The organism is Gemmatimonadota bacterium, assembly GCA_009838845.1.
Taxonomy (GTDB): Bacteria; Latescibacterota; UBA2968; order UBA2968; family UBA2968; genus VXRD01.
Genome location: VXRD01000014.1, coordinates 43,132 through 60,978, shown reverse-complemented (window position 1 = coordinate 60,978; position 17,847 = coordinate 43,132). Strand labels below are relative to the sequence as shown.

The following is a 17,847-nucleotide window of genomic DNA, read 5'->3' as shown; positions in this document are numbered from 1 at the left end:
ATACGGGACTTATACAATTCTAAAATAGTCGATGAGGGCACAGCGGCGCTGGCGGGTAAATGTGCGGGCAGACGTGCAGCCTTCGCCGGTGGGTGTGGCAATAGAGAAAGACGTATAGCCTTCGCCACCTGCGCCCAATCCCGCAGATGACGCGCCGTTTTTCACAAAAATCGTACACTTACACCGGCGAGCCATAACCGTCATATTCTCGACATTTTTCGAATGCATGACCGCCGTGTGGCGATACCCCTGTTCGGCCCGAATAGCCCAGTCAATTGCCCTGTGTACATCGGGTGTGCGAACAATGGGGACAAACGGCATCATCTGCTCGTGTTGAACAAAATCGTGCTCATTTTCAACCTCGCCAATCAAAAGCTCTGTATCGGGCGAAATATTGAGACCAATTTGGGCAGCAAGCACATGCGCGCTGCGACCAACGAGGTCCCGATTGAGCATCCAATCGCCTTTTTCGTCGCGGGGAAACGCGATTTTGGTCAGTGCATCAATTTGTGACCGGTCGAGTTCCACACAATTATTTGCCTTCAAGTGGCGCATTAGTTCATCGGCCACGGATTGAACTGCAAACACTTCCTTTTCGCCAATACACAAAATATTATTGTCAAAACCGCCGCCTTCAATAATGCCGAGGGCGGCCTTTTCGATATCGGCGGTCTCATCTACGACTACAGGAGGATTGCCAGGTCCTGCTGCGATCACGCGCTTGGGTGCTTGCATGGCCGCTTTGACAACACCGCCCCCACCGGTGACGAGAACGAGATCAATGACGGGATGCACAAAAAGGCTCTGCGCCGTTTCTATGGATGGTTCGCGCACAGCGACGAGCAGATTTGGTGGACCGCCCGCGCCGACAATGGCGCGATTGAGCATCTGAAGACCCAGAGCCGAAACATCTTTCGCGCTCGGATGGGGCGCAAAAACCGCACTATTGCCCGCAGCGACAAAGCTAATTGCATTGTTGACCATCGTGGGCACCGGGTGCGTGGATGGCGTGACCGCTGCTATCACGCCAAAGGGCGCCATTTCAACAACCGTCAAACCATTGTCGCCCGTCCACGCCGTGGGTTGCAAATCTTCAACGCCAGGCGTGTGTTGTACAACAACCTCGAGTTTGCGAATTTTGTGCGGCACCTTACCCATGCCGGTTTCTTCAACGGTTTTTTGCGCGATACCCTTTGAATGCGCCATAGATTCGCGGCGGATCGCAGAAATAAGCTCGCGGCGTTGCTCCAGACTCATTGCTTCAAGGGCACGCTGGGCTTCTGAAGCTGCAGCAATAGCTTCTTCGAGATCATCAAAAAGGCCATCGTCGCCTTTGTTTTCATAGCGCGCGGGCGGTGCAATAACAGCAGGGGCTTCGCGCTCAGCCACAAGGCGACGTACGACCTGCTCAACCACCGATTGGATTTGAATTTCGTCTAAGTTCATATCTCACTTCGCACGTCTCACTTCTGATAAACCGCTTCACCTTCGATTTCTGCCGTGTCGATAATAGCGACAATCACAGCATCGACAGGGCGATCTTCAGTCACACTCGTCATGCGGGCGGAACTTCCACTACAACAGAGCACGACTTCGCTATCGCCTGCACCAACAGCATCTACGGCGACCAAAAAACTTTCTTTGAGTTCGAATGCGGGCAAATCGAGCGTTTGGACGATCTGGAGCTTAAAACCCGCCAGACCGCTGTCTTTTTGGGTGGCAACCACCGTTCCCACCACCTTGCCGAGGGTCATAGTTTAGCCGTCTGAAGAGCCGATAGGCAGAATATTTTCAAGGCTACCATGTGGTCGCGGAATGACGTGTACGGAAACGAGTTCTCCAATTTTGCCAGCGGCAGCAGCACCGGCTTCCGTTGCAGCTTTAACAGCTGCCACATCGCCGCGCACAATAGCAGTGACATATCCCGCGCCAATGCGTTCCCAATTGACAAATTGGACATTGGCGGCTTTGACCATCGCATCTGCAGCCTCAATCATAGCTACGAGACCTTTGGTTTCAATCATGCCGAGGGCTTCACCCATGTTGTGTCCTCCTGAAAAATGATCATTGTGTACTGAAAATAACTGTCTCTACCTGTGGATCGAGATTTGGGATAACGTGAGCGGCAACGAGATCGCCAACGCGCTCGGCAGCTTCTATTCCCGCTTCGATAGCTACGCGAACCGCGCCCACATCGCCGCGTACGAGTGTGGTGGTATATCCCGCACCGATTTTTTCGTACTTTTCAATCGTGACGAGAGCCGTCTTAACCATGGCATCGGCAGCTTCTGTTGTGCCAATAACGCCGAGTGTTTCAATCATACCAAGAGCATTCATTTTATCATAAACACCGTATCTCCACAGACGAGATCGGCTGCGTTGGCGTCGTCGGTATCCAAATGGAGTTCGGGCAAATAGCTTTCGTCAATCTTGAGGCGCACATTATCATATATAACGCCTTTTTCGCCTCCCACGCGCACCCTGACAGATTCCCGCCCTTGAAAGCCATAATCTATTACATCAGATGGACGCAGGTGGATATGACGCGTAGCGCGAATGGCTGCGTTGACCGTGACCGACCCCTTGGGACCGATAAAAGTAACAGGTGGCGCATCTCTCAGGTCTCCCGAATCCCTCACAGGCGGGTCAACACCGATATAGATGGCATCGGTTCGGGCGAGTTCGACCTGATTATAGTCGCGACTGGGACCGAGAATTCGCACGCGCTCAATCGCGCGCAACCGGGGGCCAACAACAGATATGACTTCCTCGGCGGCAAAAGCACCCGGCTGATAGAGTTCTCGATAAGGCGTTAAGGTGTGACCCGCACCAAAAAGGATCTCCAGAGTTTCGTCGTCAACATGTGCATGCCGGGCAGACACACCTGCAGAAATGGAAATTTCTGCGTCATCTCCACCGCGTATTTGGAGCACGACTTCTCGTGCGATGCGATCAATCGCATCGCTTTCCCCGCTGTTTTGCCCGAAAGAACAAAGCCCGCAGTCATCGCACACAGAGGCATTTTTTCGCATTGGAAACATTGTCAAAGTTCTGTATCAGGTGCTGTTTACAAAGGGCGAAAAATAGCCCATGCCTGCTGTAAAGTCAAGAGCTAAACACGCCGTAAAAAGCGCCATGCTTGACAAGTACCGCGCTTTGAACCAAATTCAGAGAGACTGTTTTATTTTTTCTAACCATCATGAGAAATATACACTTGCTACTTAGATCGCTCATGTGCATCCTGCTGTTTTTCTATATAGCCAGCCCGGCAATCAGCGAAGATGCCTCACCCGATATTCCACTGTATCATCCCGTGTATCCCTTATTGGATCGCCTGAATGCACGAGACTGGGTCGCCGTGCCCGATACGCGTCCCTTGACCCGGATACAAGTTGTGCGGATGCTGTCCGCCGTGTCCAGTCAATCTATGTCGGCAACCGAGCGTGGCCTCATCAACCGATATATCGCAGAATTGGAAAATCGCGCGGCCTTTGCACGCGAACCCCGATGGACCTGGCACGACTCTGCGGCGTCCGTCATCCTCGAACCGCTGGCACGGCAACAGGTGATTGCGCGCAGGGGCGATGGATTTTTGAACGAGACCGCGTCGCAAACCTATATTGGTGGTTCTATGCGCGGGCGATTCCACATATTGGGATTTTATGCACGCCACTTTGAGGCCCGCGAGTGGAGCGACCAACCGCGCCTTCGCCGAGAAGATGTGCTGGCCCATCCCCTTGAAGACGTGCAACTCAAAGGCAAAAAAGTGGATTTCCGCGAAAGCGCGTTTCAACTGGCCTGGGCAAATACATGGATGCGTGTAGATGTGGGTAAAGGAAGCCTCAGTTGGGGCCCCGGGCGCACGGGAAATTTATTGCTCTCCAACAATGCGCCATCTTATGGCTTGTTCCGGTTGCGAACATCACATGGGCGATTGCGCTATACCCATATCGCTTCATCACTGCGCGCACGCCCGGGATTAATCGACACAACGCGACGGTGGATCGACAATGGGCATGTGCGTATTTTTTTAAGGCAGAAGCGACTTGCCGCGCACCGACTGGAGATTGCGTTCTCAAAAGTGAGAATAGGATTGCACGAGGCAGTGGTATATGGCGACCGAGGATTTGAACTGCTCTACGTTTTGCCAGTCGCCGTATTTGCTGGAACGCAAAACCACCTGGGAAATCGCGACAATCTCGTAATTGGAGCCGATATATCAGCTCACATCCTGACGGGACTAACACTTTATGGCGCGTGTTTTTTCGACGATATGGTCAAATTCGATCCCAATGCGTTTTCCAATCAATTTGCCTTTCAATTGGGCGCATTCTGGGTCGATCCCCTGGGCTTGCGAGATACTGACGTGCGCGCCGAATATGTGCGTGTGGAACCTTATGTGTACGCACACAATTTCCACATCAATACGTATGAACACTACGACGCGCTGTTGGGCTATCCAACCGGACCAAATGCAGACCGATATTTTGCACGAGTGACACACCGCTTTTCGCCGAGCCTGAATGCGTCTTTAACTTTTGAAAGAGAGCGACAAGGTGAAAATCCAGTAAATCCAGATGGAACAATTGTCAATGTAGGCGGCAATGCACAACTGGGGCGTCGATTAGAGGACCCAACTACGCGAAACTTTATGTCGGGCAATATAGAGACACTAAAAAAAATAGGTGGCCACGTGTTATTCGCACCCGTGAGAAATTGGACTTTACAAATGCAATATCAACACCATCGCATCACAACACAGCAAAGCAGGGTAACAGGGCATGAGTGGACAGCGACAATAGCTGTGAACTTCTATTAAGCGGGAAAGAGAAATGAGTCATCGCCAGTACCTGTGGGGCTTGCTCGCATTCGCATTATTATTGCGCGTAGGGTTTGGGTTGTCGCAATCCGATTTGACCAATGCATCTGATGAGGTACATTGGGATCGTTTGGGACAGGCTTATGTCGCGCTGGGCGTTTTGCACCCCGATACCGGAATGTACCGCCCCCCATTATACAGCTTATTTCTGGCCGGCATTTATCATACCTTTGGTCACAAACCCGTCCTGGTGCGGATTGCCCAGGCCATCTTGGGCACAATCACCTGCTATTTCATCTATGTTCTGGGCTGTAGAATGGGCAGGGTATTGGTCGGTCTGATCGCTACTGGTTTGTTCGCTATTTATCCGTTATTTATATTTTTTTCCGGCGTGTTGATGGCCGAAACCATTCTGATTTTTTTGACAACTATTAGCTTTTTGTGCTGTGTCCAATTCTGGGAAAAAAACACCTTTACGATGGCGATGATATTTGGTGGAATTGTGGGACTATCCGCACTTTGCAAGCCCGTTTTATTGCCCTGGTTACCTCTTGTTCTCTTTTTTTGGTGGCAAAAATCTCGCCTGGCACCTGTACAAAAAGCATCGCGCGTGCTAACCGTAGTCGGCGCACTCTGCCTGATTATTTTGCCCTGGACAGCGCGCAATCATATCGTCTCGGGCGAATTTGTGCCTATCTCGACTAATTTGGGGATCAACTTGCTGGTGGGAGCACACCTAGAAGGACGCGGCGTTTACGACAACCACATCGATTATCTGGCACTTTATCACACACTGGCCGACACATCTCAGGGCACAGCGGCCGACCGCCGCATCGCGGGCATTGTGTTGGGATGGATAATCGCGCAACCACTGCACTATCTGAGTTTGAGCATTGACAAACTGCTCTATTTTTGGTGCCCCTGGGTGCCGGGAGAGCCGCCATTATACAACGCAATTGCCGTGCTTTCCTGTACCCCATTGCTAACCCTGGGACTTGCCGGCACATTTATCCAACGCCAGAGGTCCGAAGGTCTGGCACTTATTCTACTGATAATTTGCATGTCACTATTGCACATGGTATTCTTTGCTCACACGCGCTTTCGGCTACCTGTTGACGCGGTTTTGTGCGCGCCTGCGGCCTGGGTATGTGTGCAGTGGATTAACCGAATAGGGCGAAGGGCGTGATACTTCGAGCAGATTTTTTTGACCCTGCAAAACCTCACCTGCTGGTTCTGGTGTGTTTTGGGCAGATATTGTTGATTGCACTGCCGTTTTTAGTAAATGACGCGCTTGCGGCGATTTTCGTCTTGAGCTTGTTGTCGGCAATCGCACTTTTTGGCTCTCTCACGCTGTCAGTGCTCTATTTGTGTTTCACCGCCGCGGTTGTGCCTTCCTGGTTTTACGAAGACTATCTGACCTTGCCTCTGGACTTCAAATTTTATGAAGGTCTTCTCGTAGTGGTGATGGGCATTGCCGCGCTCAACTATTTGTTAGAAGGCCGATGGAATTGGCGACGGCATACTTTTTTGGATCAACCAATGCGCGTATTGCTGGGGCTGGTCGTATTTTCATGCTTGTTGGGGTTGATCTACGGACAGTCGGTCTCGCAAATGTTGCGCGATGTGCGCTATCCATTATACTACACGTTGTTCTTTGTGATAACGTGGTTTTTTGATATACGGAGATTCTCCACATTCCTGCATTTATTTCTCTTCATCGCCGCAATTGTCGGCATCGAGTACTTGCTTGAATTTCTTTTACAGGTAGATGCGAACATTGCGGGCGGTTTTGTTCGGGTCGCACGGCTCGAAGGCATTGTGTTGCCGATGGGCATACTCATTATTGCCGCCATTTTGTTATTTGAAGCACGGGCATACAGACGAGCATGGGCGTGGGGCGCGATATTGCCTATCGGGCTGGCCCTGGTTTTGACAATGGGGCGGGGCATGTGGATTTCGCTATTCGTAGGGCTGGGCAGCCTCGCCGCGTTGACTGTGCTGGACAAGCAGGCCGCCCCCCGACGCCTGTCGCGTCTTTTTATAGTGGCATTGGTTCCCCTGCTGCTATTGGCGATGGGTTATATTTTCCAGCAACAAACCCGTGCTGCCGTCAGTGATATCGCATTGGACCGCGTGACGCGCAGCGTTGAAGCCATAAGTGGGCGGTTGATATCTTATGGCAAAGCACTGGAAAAAATTCGTCAGCGCCCTTTGCTCGGCGGCGGACACGGTGAAACCGTGACGTCTTTGGTGACATTTCCACCACCGCCACAGATATTGACAGTAGGTGCAGTTGACAACGTTTATTTAACGATTGGGATGCGAATGGGGCTGGTTGGCGTCGCAGCATTTTTGTGGGTCTTCGGCTTTGCTCTGTGGCGTGCATATCTATTATTCCAGCAAAGTTCTGATACCCGCGTGCGTCTGTTCTGCGCGGCATTTATCGCCATTTACGCTGCGCTACTGGTCTATGGCATGGCAGACGCAACCCTCTTTGCCAATCGGTTGATCTTCATCCATGCGACATTTTTGGGGCTTATTGCGCGGCTGGTAGCAGAGGAAAAAAATAATGCCTGAGCGCGTGACAGCAATAGTGGTCAATTGGAATGCCGGAAAACATCTGGCGCAATGCGTTGCCGCATTGATCAATCAGTGTGGAATTGATCTCGATGTGATCGTAGTCGATAACGCATCGTCGGACAACAGTCTGGAGGCATTGAAAACTTATGGCGACCGCGTGCGCGTGATTCAAACCGGCGAAAATCTGGGCTTTGGACGCGCAGTGAACCGCGGTGTGGCTGTCTCGCATAGCGCAATTGTCGTAGCCATGAATCCCGATGTTGTGTTGCAGCCAGATGCTGTGAATACAATGGTCGAATTTTTGAACACTCACGCCAATGTGGGCATGGTAGGGCCAAAGTTGAAAGACGCGGATGAACAGGTACTGGCCTCATGCGGCGAAGCACCCAGACTCAGAGACGAAATCTGTCGTAAATTCCTATTGCATCTAATATTTCCATTGCTTAAATTTCGGCGACGAAGCCCCTCCAAACCCGAAGCCGTGGCCTGGGTAACCGGAGCGTGTTTCGCGGTTCGTCGCCGCGTTCTGGACGCAGTCAACGGGTTGGACGAGGCCATTTTTATGTATTACGAAGATGTAGATCTCGGCCTGAGCATCAACCGTGCGGGCTGGCAGGTCATGTATTTGCCCCACGCCGAAGGCATACATATTGGGGGCGAAAGTTCCAAACAGGCATTGACGCGGATGCTCGTGGTCAGTGAAGCGTCTTATGCCTATTTTATTGCCAAACACCTGGGACAATGGGCCGCGCGCTTGCTCCGGCTCCTGCGTCCCATCGAAATGACATTGCGCGCATTGCTCTGGGGAAGTGTGTTTTTACTCGTCCGAAAGCATCGCACAGAGGCGCGAGCGCGTTTGCGGGCTTACTGGTTTATCTTAACTCACGGCGCTGTGGAGGAAGGTCCATGATTCCTATTTTTCGTCCCTGGTTTGACAACGCAGAAGTCGAAGCTGTGCGCGAGGTATTGATGTCCGGTTGGGTCGGACCCGGGGAAAAGGTCGAAGAACTCGAAGCGAGATTCGCCCATTATGTGGGAGCACAGCACGCGGTATCTCTGAACTCGTGCTCGGCGGCCCTTCTGCTGGCTTTGAAAACACTGGATATAGAAGGGGGAGAGGTCATTACCACACCCTTGACCTTTGTATCGACCAATCACGCAATTTTGCAAAACGGAGCCACGCCGGTTTTTTGTGACATAGATCCCGAAACACTCAATATCGATCCAAAAGCAATTGCCGCCAAAATCACGGCGCGCACCCGAGCGATTATGGTGGTGCATTTTGCCGGGCACCCTTGCGACATGGATGAGATTCTATCCATCGCAAACCAGCACGGAATTCCAGTCGTAGAAGACGCCGCACACGCCAGCGGCGCGCGTTACAAAGGCCAAATGGTCGGCGGAATGGGCACAGTGACATGTTTTAGTTTTGATGCGCGTAAAAATTTGTCAACATGTGACGGTGGGATGTTGACCACCAACAATTCAGGCCTTGCCGAGCGCGCGCGAAAACTGCGCTGGATGGGCATCTCGCGCGGAACTTATGATCGGTTTCGAAAAAATGGCGCAGAGCGCCGATGGGAATACGAAGTGGGCGAACTCGGCTATAAATGCTATATGAACGATCTCAATGCGGCAATTGGTCTGGTGCAATTGGGCAAATTGGAGTCAGCCAATGCACAACGCCGAGAGATTTTTTTGCAGTACGGACGTGCATTTGCCGCCCTCGACTGGATGCAAATACCTGTAGAAAAACCCCAGGTCCGCAGTGCAATGCACGCTTATGTGGCACGCGTATCCCAGCGCGATGAATTGATAGATCATCTGGGGCAACACAACATCGATGCGGGCGTACACTACAAGCCCTGCCATTTATTTGAAGTGTACAAACCCTATCGCACAGACCTGCCCATCACCGATGCCGTGTGGCGCGATCTGGTCACGCTGCCCCTGTTCCCAAGCATGACCGAAAACGAAATTGGACAAGTCATCGCAGCCGTGTGCGACTTTCAACCCTAAGGTGTGTTTTGACGCCCGTTATCTTATTCGGTATTACCGCAATTCTATCGGCTTTATTCACAGCGGTTGCGCGCCTGATGGCTCGCCGTTTTAATGCGCCCGACGCGCCTGTTTCAACTCTGGGCGGTACAGCTTTGCTGGCCGCTCTTTTTTGTGGCTTTTGGTTTTTGCCTCAATCGCTCCCTTTGGGCCTCGTCATCGGTGCTGTGGGAATGGCACTCATAGGCATTTTAGACGACTGGAAGCCTTTTGCACCGCTACACAAATTTGCGTTGACCCTTGTAGCTGCAGGCATTGCCGCCTACCTCGGCCCGTGTATCCATCTCACAAATATTATCTGGATAGATGGCCCCCTGACTGCGCTGTGGATGGTCTGGATGTGCCATGCGTTCAATGTTCTGGACATGGAAGACGGTCTTTCCTCGGGTAGTGGAACCATTGCTTCATTGAGTTTGTGGGTGATAAATGCAGGCGATTGGGCACTCGTAACAGCGGGCGCACTCACGGGATATTTGCTACACAATTTTCATCCCGCCCGCATCCTCATGGGCGATACTGGAAGCCTGTTAATTGGCTTTCTGCTGAGTGGTATGGCTATTGTTGTCTCAAACCATATTGATGGTCTCATAGGCGTTATCGGACCTTTGATCGTTCTGGGCCTGCCCATCTTTGAAGCGGTATTTATCAGTGCGATCCGATTTGCCAAAGGCCGCTCTATTGTCCGACCCAGCCGGGATCACGTTGCACAGCGATTGATACAATGGGGGCTACCAGTGCGTGCAGCAGTCGCTCTGATGTGGTTGGCAGGCATTGTTTTGGGTGGCCTGGCACTCGTGTTCGCGTTAGGGCATTGGATCAGTTTGGTTGGCGTTGCGTGCCTCGCCATTGGTGCGTGGTGGGGATTGTCGCGCGTGGATATGGAAGGCGATGGATGTGATGGACGCCCGGTCGGTCTATTTGGCAAAAACTGGTTGATTCACCGCACAATGCGCCAGACAATGGACAAAGTAAAGGAGATGGTAAGTGGAAAATTGCTGGATGTGGGGTGTGGCAATAAACCCTATGCCAGCATTTTTGAGACGCGCGTGCAACAATACATCGGCCTGGAAAAAGGGCGCGAGCGGTATGAACGCGCCGACGTATGGGGCGATGTGCTGGCCCTCCCCATCCGCGACCAAACCTGCGGTACCGTGTTATGCAATCAGGTCTTAGAACATGTGCCGCAGCCCCAATTGGCAATTGACGAAATGGCGCGCGTATTGCGACCGGGTGGCTATTTAATTCTCACCGCACCCCATATTTGGGGCTTGCACGAAATCCCCCACGATTATTTTCGTTTTACGCCTTATGGCTTGCGCCATCTCGCTGAAAAATCGGGGCTAACCGTCCATACAACGCACGCGCTTGCGGGATTTTGGGTCACAGCCGGGACGCGATTCTGTTATTATTTGGCGCGTTTTGAACGCGGTCCTCTAATCCCCTTTGCGCGCATTGGATTTTTTGTCATCCAACTCGGCGCACTATTTTTGGATCGCTTGCACCGCGTAGAGAGCGAAGCGTGGAATTTTCTACTCATCGCACAAAAGCGCGCAAAGGTTTTATCCCATGAGTGATTTTATCGCGTCCATTAAAGCCAATTTTAATGAGCGGTACCCGGGTATCCACCATGCGATAGTGAAACACTATTTCACATCTATCATCATCCTGATCATCTTCTTTGCATTTATCCTTCGATATTTCCAATTAAACGTCGGTTTGCCCTATTTGTATTTTTGGGATGAACCCCTTACAGCCAGCAACGCGCTTCAGATGATAAAAACGGGGGATTACAACCCCCATTTTTTTAAGTACGGTTCTCTGATGATTTATTTGAACCTGCTGATCGATCAGTTATACCGTATTTATCTCTCACTCACGGGCGATTTGGCAAGCGTAGAAAATATACGCATTGGAGCCGACACCGGTTGGCACTGGACGATATCTCATCCGAGCTTTTATTTTTGGAATCGTTTTTTGACCGCCACAATGGGCATCGCAACAGTATTTATCGCCTATTTAATCAGCAGGTCGATATGCAACAGATGGACAGGCATCATATCGGCCCTTTTTTTATCTGTTCTCCCGATCCACATAGTTCATTCGGGTTTTGTAACAATGGACGCGCCAGTCGCCCTGTTTGTCTCGCTTGTCGCCCTATTCTCCATTTTGTTTATCGACCAAAAAAAAATCATCTATTTCATATTGGGTTTAATATGCGTCGGCTTTGCCACAGCGATAAAATACAATTCGTGCCTGGTAATTTTGCTCCCCATTGCATCGCTGATTTGGATGTCTTACCGGGATGAACTCTCGCGCCAAAAATTTTATTGGCTTGCGATCCCCTGCCTGCCAGCGGTGACTTTCTTTTTTATGATGCCCTACGCAATTCTCGACTTTCCAAATTTTATTAAGGATGTTTTACACCAAATTAATTACTACAAAACCACGGGACACCCCGGCGCAACAATCAGCCCTGGATGGGATTATTTTGCATTTCAGATACGGGAATTTTACCAAAACATAGGGCTAACAGGCACCATCCTGTTTGCAATCGGTCTGGCGGGGACAATTTCCCGCCCTGTATTGCTCCTGATCTTATTATTTCCCGCGAGCTATCTTGTATTTATGAGCGGCATGACCGTCAACTTTCACAGAAACTTTATACAGGTGTACCCATTCATCGCCGTCTTTACTGGTGTCGCGTTTTACAATCTGCATGCAGCATTGACGCGCTTTTATCCAAAGCTCAAAAAGCCAATTCTGATTGTATGCCTCGCAGCCATGCTCGTTTTACTGCCACGAGCTTATGACGCTTATCAAACGGGCATAGTATTGCACAACACCAGAGATACCAGAAGCACAGTCATAGATACGCTCAACGCAATGGAAAATGTGCAAAAAGTCGTCTTTGCCAGAGAACTGCGTATTCACAAACAAGACCTCGACAGATTAAAATACGACTATGCGATACAGCCCATAGAAATAATGAGCGCGGAGCAAAATAGAGACCGCACACACTATGTCTTGCCAGTCGAAATATCTCAGATTTACACTTATCACCAGGGGGAAATACAGACAAAACAAGCAATCATCAACAAAATCCCCGACGAGCATATTCTGCAATACATCGACAACAATTACATCGGACAAAATATTGGCAAAGATTACATCAAACAAAATGCCGCAACCATGCTCGATGTATTTTCCACGAGTCCTTCGCTGATCATCGCAAATCAGATACCGCACGAACCATTGCACCCCAGCACTATTGCATTTGATACCTGCAAGCTATCTCCCACGGGCGTGCAAATCAACATCCGCAATACCGCAACACTCCGCGATGGCGTAATAACAACCCCGTCTTACCACCTGAAACGCGGGAGATACCTGTTCACATTTCAAGCAAACAAATCTGCGACACCAGAACGCTCTAAAAGCTTTATTTTTAGAGAATACGAAACAAAAATCACCGTAAAACGCCTGAACGCATTCCGCGAACATGCGAGCATCAAGGTCTCAATCTTTGCAGACCAGACGCTCTTAACACAACAAATATTCATCCCAACAGAGAACTTCGCTCAAATGGACGCCTTTTTTTCGCTCGAAAAAAACCAGCGCGTTTCAGTCAAAATAGAAAATCTCTATCCTGTGAAAACAACAGTTAAGCAACTGAAAATTTTGGCTTTGTAAAATTTTCAAACTGTTGTAAAAATTCACACCTGTGCCATAGCGTCACATATCCCGCCTTTTCTATCCTGATTATATCATGTTGTAATTCAACAACTTAAAACAATTCATCTCAATTGGCACGCTGTTTGCATAACACTTTTACCGCACACAAAAACCTCAACGGAGAAATGTGCGGTGAAAACAATTTACTACACAGTGCTTTTGCTAACCGTCTCGCTACACGGCTGCGCCACCTATTCTCACTTTTCGGGCGACTTTCGCACGAGCCTGCGCGCGCGCAATTACGAAGACGCCCGTGCAAAAATCAAAAAGTCGAGAAAAAGAGGCAACCAATTGCTCTATCTCCTCGAAAATGGCCTCTTAACCCACTATCAGGGTCACTACGAAACATCCAACCGCTATTTTGCCGAAGCCGAGCGGTTATCAGATCGACTCTATACCCGCTCGGTTTCCCGAGAAGCCGCCGCATTTTTGACCAACGACGCCATACGCAACTACCGCGGCGACAGCTTTGAAATGGTTGCCGTACACTACTATCGCGCGTTGAACTACTGGTATCTGGGCCTCCCTGAAGACGCCCTTGTCGAATGTCGCAAAGCCAATTTGAAACTCGACCAATACGCCATCCACAATGGACAGACGAGTTACAAAAATGACGCCTTTATTCACTACATCACCGGCCTGTTCTACGAAGCCACAGGCGAATTCAACGACGCACGTGTCTCCTATCAGCACGCACAAGACGCCTATTCATACTACGAAAAAAAGTTCTATACCGCCCCACCTCAAACCATCGCCGAAGACCTCAAACAGGTAGATGACATTCTCAACGGCAAGGAATCCGACATGCGCTTTGCCTCGCTCAACATCCCGCCCTTTGTACCGCCTGTGGGCAATGGCGAACTCGTGATCTTTTCTGAAATCGGCTTTATCCCCCGCAAAGTCCAGGAGGAAATAGATCTGCCCGTTTACGAAGAAGACATCAAACACAGCAAAGGCGACAAAGTATCTACCATCGCCGCCGAAATCTCACACCGCCGTCACCGCGTATATCCCATTCGCGATGTCGAATACTGGTTGCGCGTTACCCTTCCCAAATACGAGGCCGTTGCCCCGCGCACAAAGCACATTCTCATCCGCGCAGGAAATCGCACCATCCAAACGCAGATCGCCCAAAATTACGCCGCAATTGCAAAAACATCGCTCCGGGATCACTACCCGAGGATTATGATCAGAACAATTGCACGCGGGCTTGTGAAATACATAGCCCACCGAGAGGCCAAAGACGAAAATGAAGTCCTCGGTTTCTTCGTCAACCTGTTCAACATCTCAACCGAAATCGCCGACACCCGCAGTTGGGTCTCCTTGCCCCACAATATACAAATCGGCCGCCTCGAACTGCCACCCGGTATTCACACCATCACGCTCGAAGCACTCGACGCCAACGGGCGCATTATCGAAACCGAAACCTTTACCAACATCGAAATCAAACCCGGCCAACGCACGTTTTTAAATCACAGGATCTATCAATAATTACACAAGGAGGAACACAATGAAACTTTCACATCGAAGTCTTTTGTCGATAATCGCTCTCGTCCTGCTGGTCATGTCAACGGCAAACGCGGCGCAATCAGACCTGCCGCCCACGCGGGGCATCGTCGTCAACCTCGTCGAATGGGACGGCGGAGAATTGCCCGCCGTTTATGAACGCACGGACCAGCTACCCTTCACCCGTGAGGACCTGTTGCAATTGGTACAAAGCGACTTTAAACCCGACCAAATCGCACAGATGGTTTCCGAGCGGCGATATGCGGGCGATGCATCTGCTGAAGGTCTGATTGCACTGAAGGAAGCCGGTCTTGCACCCGTCGTTATACAGGCCATCTCCAAACACGCGCTCGCGCCCAATCAATCGCTCAACCTCACCATTTACCTGACCTTTGACGGGCATTCCCAAACAGTGCGCCATCGCTTTCTCTACGTCATCATTCCCGACGACGAGATCCAGCGCGTCTTCACTGCCGACTTAAACACAGTGCTCGCCGGACAGTGGAAAAGAGACACCCTGATCGATGCCACAGACCCCTTGATCCCGCGAAAAATTCGGCGCGTCACCTTCTCGGGAACAATCCCACTCAAAACACACGGCAGCAAAACCGTACGAATTTTCACATCCTCGCGCCCGGGAATCCATCAAATCGACGAGATACCAGCGATAGACCTCTCGCGGGTTCAAACATATCAAATGGATTATCCAGTCAGTTCACCCATTCAAGACTGCCGCGCCTATATCCGCTACAAACAGGATGTAGTGCTGCCGGACAAATGGCACATGATTGACACGCGCATGGAATGCGAATGGCGATAAGACACGCCTTTCACCTCTCAACAAGGAGTTAAGCCATGAAACTCATCACCTGGATAGCAATCGCCCTGATCGGTATCACAACTGGATGCGCTGGGCCCAGAGCCTTTACAAAAGGGACGTATGAAGATCCCAAAACCATCGCCTTGCTCGACGACCGCTTTAACGAAAACGACATGCAACTCATCGCCAAAAAAGTCGTCGATTCAATCCTCAAAGCCCCATTGAACAGACCTGAACCCGCCATCATGCTCGGCAAAATGCGCAATCGCACTACCGAACACATCGACATGGTAGCCCTCTCCGACAAAATCAAAACCGCATTGATCCAGAGCGGCAAAGTGCGCTTTGTCGATGTCACCAACCGCAAAGACATCGCCACAGAATACGACTATCAACAATCGGGCTACGTCGATCCCACACAGGCCAAAGCACCGGGCAAACAGACCGGATCAGACCTGATCCTCACAGGCACACTCAGCGCGAACGTGCAGGAAGTGGGCAAAGACAAACTCATCTACTACAAAGCCACTTTCCAACTCACGGATCTGGTCTCATCAGAAATTATATGGACAGACGAAAAAGAAATCCGCAAAGCCTACAAAAAGCGCAGCATCGGATTGTAATTGCGCAGAAGACCTGGGATTATTAGGTTGGGGTTTACGGATAATCCTGATCCAGAAAGGAGCAAAACCATGAAACACCTGTTATTCACACTCGCAATCGCTATACTTCTGGGGAGTAGTGCCAGCGCGCAAACTGGCCGCACTGATGGGGCAGAAGAAAGCGAATTCGGCAAAGGGGGATACCCGTTTGGCGGCCCGAGCCATCGCGTCTATCTCAACACCGCCTTTGGCTCTGGTTTTTTTGACCTGACGGACGTCAACAAAACGCGCACGGGTTTTCTCTATGGGGTTGACCTCGGCGTCGAAATGGACCAGTGGCTCGGCATTCAGGCGAGCTATAATTATCTTTCCGACCGCGACATGTCCATCTTCAGCCTCGGCTCGCGTTTTGCCTACGCCTTTGACCCCTTTGTGTACCACGTCTCGCTCAACGCCGGGCTATATGCGCCCAATGAAGGCAGCCGCAACTTTGGTCTGGCACCTGGCGCAGGCATAGACATCGTCCTCCACAAAAGGGTGCGTATCGGACTCGACTACAAACACGACTTTATCTTTACCGACAACCGCACCACCGACATGGACCGGATTTACGCAGGTCTCAAATTCTTCTTTTAATCAAAAAAACAAGAAGCGAGGGCCAAACAATCCCTCGCTTCTTGCGTCTTATCCACAGGCCTCATATCACCTATCCAAACACCTCACTCGCGACAAAAGCCATACCCAGTGCAGCAGCAGAATCGCCGCCGCGCGCCCATTCAAACTGCGTTGAAACAGCCTGCGTATCAAAGGGATTTTCGAGATAGATCGGCCACGACCCATCCTTAAATCCTTCGATTACCCACGCCATATACCGATCGCGAAAAGACGCTTCTGAAAGCCCTCCGCCGATCACCACAAGCCCGGGGTCGAATAACCGCACCCAATTCGCGATCGCATAACCCAGAATAAATGCCTGCTCCTTAAAAAGCGACACCGCGAGCGGATCGTCATTTTCCGCGTAATCGCGGAGTTGATACGCTTTTTCCTCAATTGACGCATCAGAAGCATTCAGTGCGTGATCCTTCCATTTATCCCTCGCCAATTCAATCTCAAGCCTGCGTCGCAATGCCATAAGCGACACCCAGGCCTCCGTACATCCCGTCAAACCACACGAACAAGCTGGCAACGCTCCATTCGCCTCCCGAAACGGAACCGAAGCATGCCCCACTTCCAGCGCGAGACCATTTGCCCCCTCGTAAATCTGCCCACCGGGTAAAACCAATCCACCGCCCAAACCCGTTCCCGGTGCGACAAGCAAAAGACCCGTGTCGCAATCCGGACGCGCAGCGTATTCACCCGCCGCCGCGGCATTGCCATCATTCGTCATATACACGGGCACACCCGCACGCGCAGAAAACTCGTCGCGAATATTCGTCCCCACCCAATCCGCCCCCAGATTGGCCTGCACCCGAATCACGCCATTGCTACTCGGCGCAGGCACATCCAGACCAATACCCGCGATATCCGATTGACGCCTTCCAGCGCGATCCGTCAATAACAACAGCGCTTCCTCAAGCTGTGCAAACGTCGCCTCATACCCTTCTTTGACGCGACTGGGCACCTCCACCATATCGCCCAATAAATTGCCTGAAGTATCGACGAGAATGGACTTCACACTCGTCCCACCGACGTCCAAACCCACAAAACAGCGCGTATCGCTCTCTCCCATA

17 protein-coding genes are annotated in these 17,847 nt (G+C 51.0%); 11 read left to right on the top strand and 6 right to left on the bottom strand.

Going from position 1 to position 17,847, the window contains the following annotated elements:
- Window positions 1–9 precede the first annotated feature (9 nt).
- Genes F4Y39_02125 through F4Y39_02105 form a run of 5 tightly spaced genes read right to left on the bottom strand, consistent with a single transcriptional unit; the run spans window position 10 to window position 3,032 of the window.
- Entirely contained in the window at window positions 10–1,446 is a 1,437-nt protein-coding gene (locus tag F4Y39_02125) for an aldehyde dehydrogenase EutE (protein MYC12504.1), read from the bottom strand.
- A 17-nt stretch (window positions 1,447–1,463) separates the two neighbouring features.
- On the bottom strand, window positions 1,464–1,754 hold the full coding sequence (locus tag F4Y39_02120; protein MYC12503.1) for an ethanolamine utilization protein EutN: 291 nt from the start codon (window positions 1,752–1,754) through the stop codon (window positions 1,464–1,466).
- Between the two features lie 3 nt (window positions 1,755–1,757).
- Window positions 1,758–2,042 (bottom strand): ethanolamine utilization microcompartment protein EutM, encoded by a 285-nt coding sequence (gene eutM / locus F4Y39_02115; protein ID MYC12502.1) that lies wholly within the window; start codon window positions 2,040–2,042, stop codon window positions 1,758–1,760.
- Window positions 2,043–2,064: 22 nt separating this feature from the next.
- Window positions 2,065–2,337 (bottom strand): BMC domain-containing protein, encoded by a 273-nt coding sequence (locus F4Y39_02110; GenBank protein MYC12501.1) that lies wholly within the window; start codon window positions 2,335–2,337, stop codon window positions 2,065–2,067.
- On the bottom strand, window positions 2,334–3,032 hold the full coding sequence (locus F4Y39_02105; protein ID MYC12500.1) for a phosphate propanoyltransferase: 699 nt from the start codon (window positions 3,030–3,032) through the stop codon (window positions 2,334–2,336). The genes F4Y39_02110 and F4Y39_02105 overlap by 4 nt, the downstream gene beginning before the upstream one ends.
- A gap of 167 nt (window positions 3,033–3,199) precedes the next feature.
- Here F4Y39_02105 and F4Y39_02100 point away from each other — a divergent pair, with 167 nt between their 5' ends.
- The 11 genes from F4Y39_02100 to F4Y39_02050 all read left to right on the top strand — a co-directional run bounded on the left by F4Y39_02100 (window position 3,200) and on the right by F4Y39_02050 (window position 16,753).
- Window positions 3,200–4,819, top strand: a complete 1,620-nt coding sequence (locus F4Y39_02100) for a capsule assembly Wzi family protein (GenBank protein MYC12499.1) — start codon at window positions 3,200–3,202, stop codon at window positions 4,817–4,819.
- Window positions 4,820–4,832: 13 nt separating this feature from the next.
- Complete coding sequence (locus tag F4Y39_02095) at window positions 4,833–6,005, top strand: glycosyltransferase family 39 protein (GenBank protein MYC12498.1); 1,173 nt, start codon at window positions 4,833–4,835, stop codon at window positions 6,003–6,005.
- Window positions 6,002–7,396 carry an O-antigen ligase family protein gene (locus tag F4Y39_02090; GenBank protein MYC12497.1) on the top strand — a complete coding sequence of 465 codons (1,395 nt, stop codon included), beginning with the start codon at window positions 6,002–6,004 and terminating at the stop codon, window positions 7,394–7,396. The genes F4Y39_02095 and F4Y39_02090 overlap by 4 nt, the downstream gene beginning before the upstream one ends.
- On the top strand, window positions 7,389–8,309 hold the full coding sequence (locus F4Y39_02085) for a glycosyltransferase family 2 protein (protein MYC12496.1): 921 nt from the start codon (window positions 7,389–7,391) through the stop codon (window positions 8,307–8,309). Before F4Y39_02090 ends, F4Y39_02085 begins: the two co-directional genes overlap by 8 nt.
- Window positions 8,141–9,418 carry a DegT/DnrJ/EryC1/StrS family aminotransferase gene (locus tag F4Y39_02080; protein MYC12495.1) on the top strand — a complete coding sequence of 426 codons (1,278 nt, stop codon included), beginning with the start codon at window positions 8,141–8,143 and terminating at the stop codon, window positions 9,416–9,418. The genes F4Y39_02085 and F4Y39_02080 overlap by 169 nt, the downstream gene beginning before the upstream one ends.
- 8 nt (window positions 9,419–9,426) lie before the next feature.
- Window positions 9,427–11,031, top strand: coding sequence for a methyltransferase domain-containing protein (locus F4Y39_02075; protein MYC12494.1), 1,605 nt, complete (start codon window positions 9,427–9,429; stop codon window positions 11,029–11,031).
- Window positions 11,024–13,147, top strand: coding sequence for a hypothetical protein (locus F4Y39_02070; protein MYC12493.1), 2,124 nt, complete (start codon window positions 11,024–11,026; stop codon window positions 13,145–13,147). Before F4Y39_02075 ends, F4Y39_02070 begins: the two co-directional genes overlap by 8 nt.
- 174 nt (window positions 13,148–13,321) lie before the next feature.
- The gene (locus tag F4Y39_02065; GenBank protein ID MYC12492.1) at window positions 13,322–14,680 is read left to right on the top strand and encodes a hypothetical protein; all 1,359 of its coding nucleotides are present in this window, start codon (window positions 13,322–13,324) and stop codon (window positions 14,678–14,680) included.
- A gap of 19 nt (window positions 14,681–14,699) precedes the next feature.
- Window positions 14,700–15,515: a hypothetical protein gene (locus F4Y39_02060; GenBank protein MYC12491.1), complete on the top strand. Its 816-nt coding sequence runs from the start codon at window positions 14,700–14,702 to the stop codon at window positions 15,513–15,515.
- 35 nt (window positions 15,516–15,550) lie between these two features.
- Window positions 15,551–16,138: a penicillin-binding protein activator LpoB gene (lpoB, locus tag F4Y39_02055; protein ID MYC12490.1), complete on the top strand. Its 588-nt coding sequence runs from the start codon at window positions 15,551–15,553 to the stop codon at window positions 16,136–16,138.
- Window positions 16,139–16,207: 69 nt separating this feature from the next.
- Window positions 16,208–16,753: a porin family protein gene (locus tag F4Y39_02050; GenBank protein MYC12489.1), complete on the top strand. Its 546-nt coding sequence runs from the start codon at window positions 16,208–16,210 to the stop codon at window positions 16,751–16,753.
- 70 nt (window positions 16,754–16,823) lie between these two features.
- On the opposite strand, the gene F4Y39_02045 is transcribed toward F4Y39_02050, so the two are convergent.
- Window positions 16,824–17,846: an ROK family protein gene (locus tag F4Y39_02045; protein ID MYC12488.1), complete on the bottom strand. Its 1,023-nt coding sequence runs from the start codon at window positions 17,844–17,846 to the stop codon at window positions 16,824–16,826.
- Between the last annotated feature and the right edge of the window lies 1 nt (window position 17,847).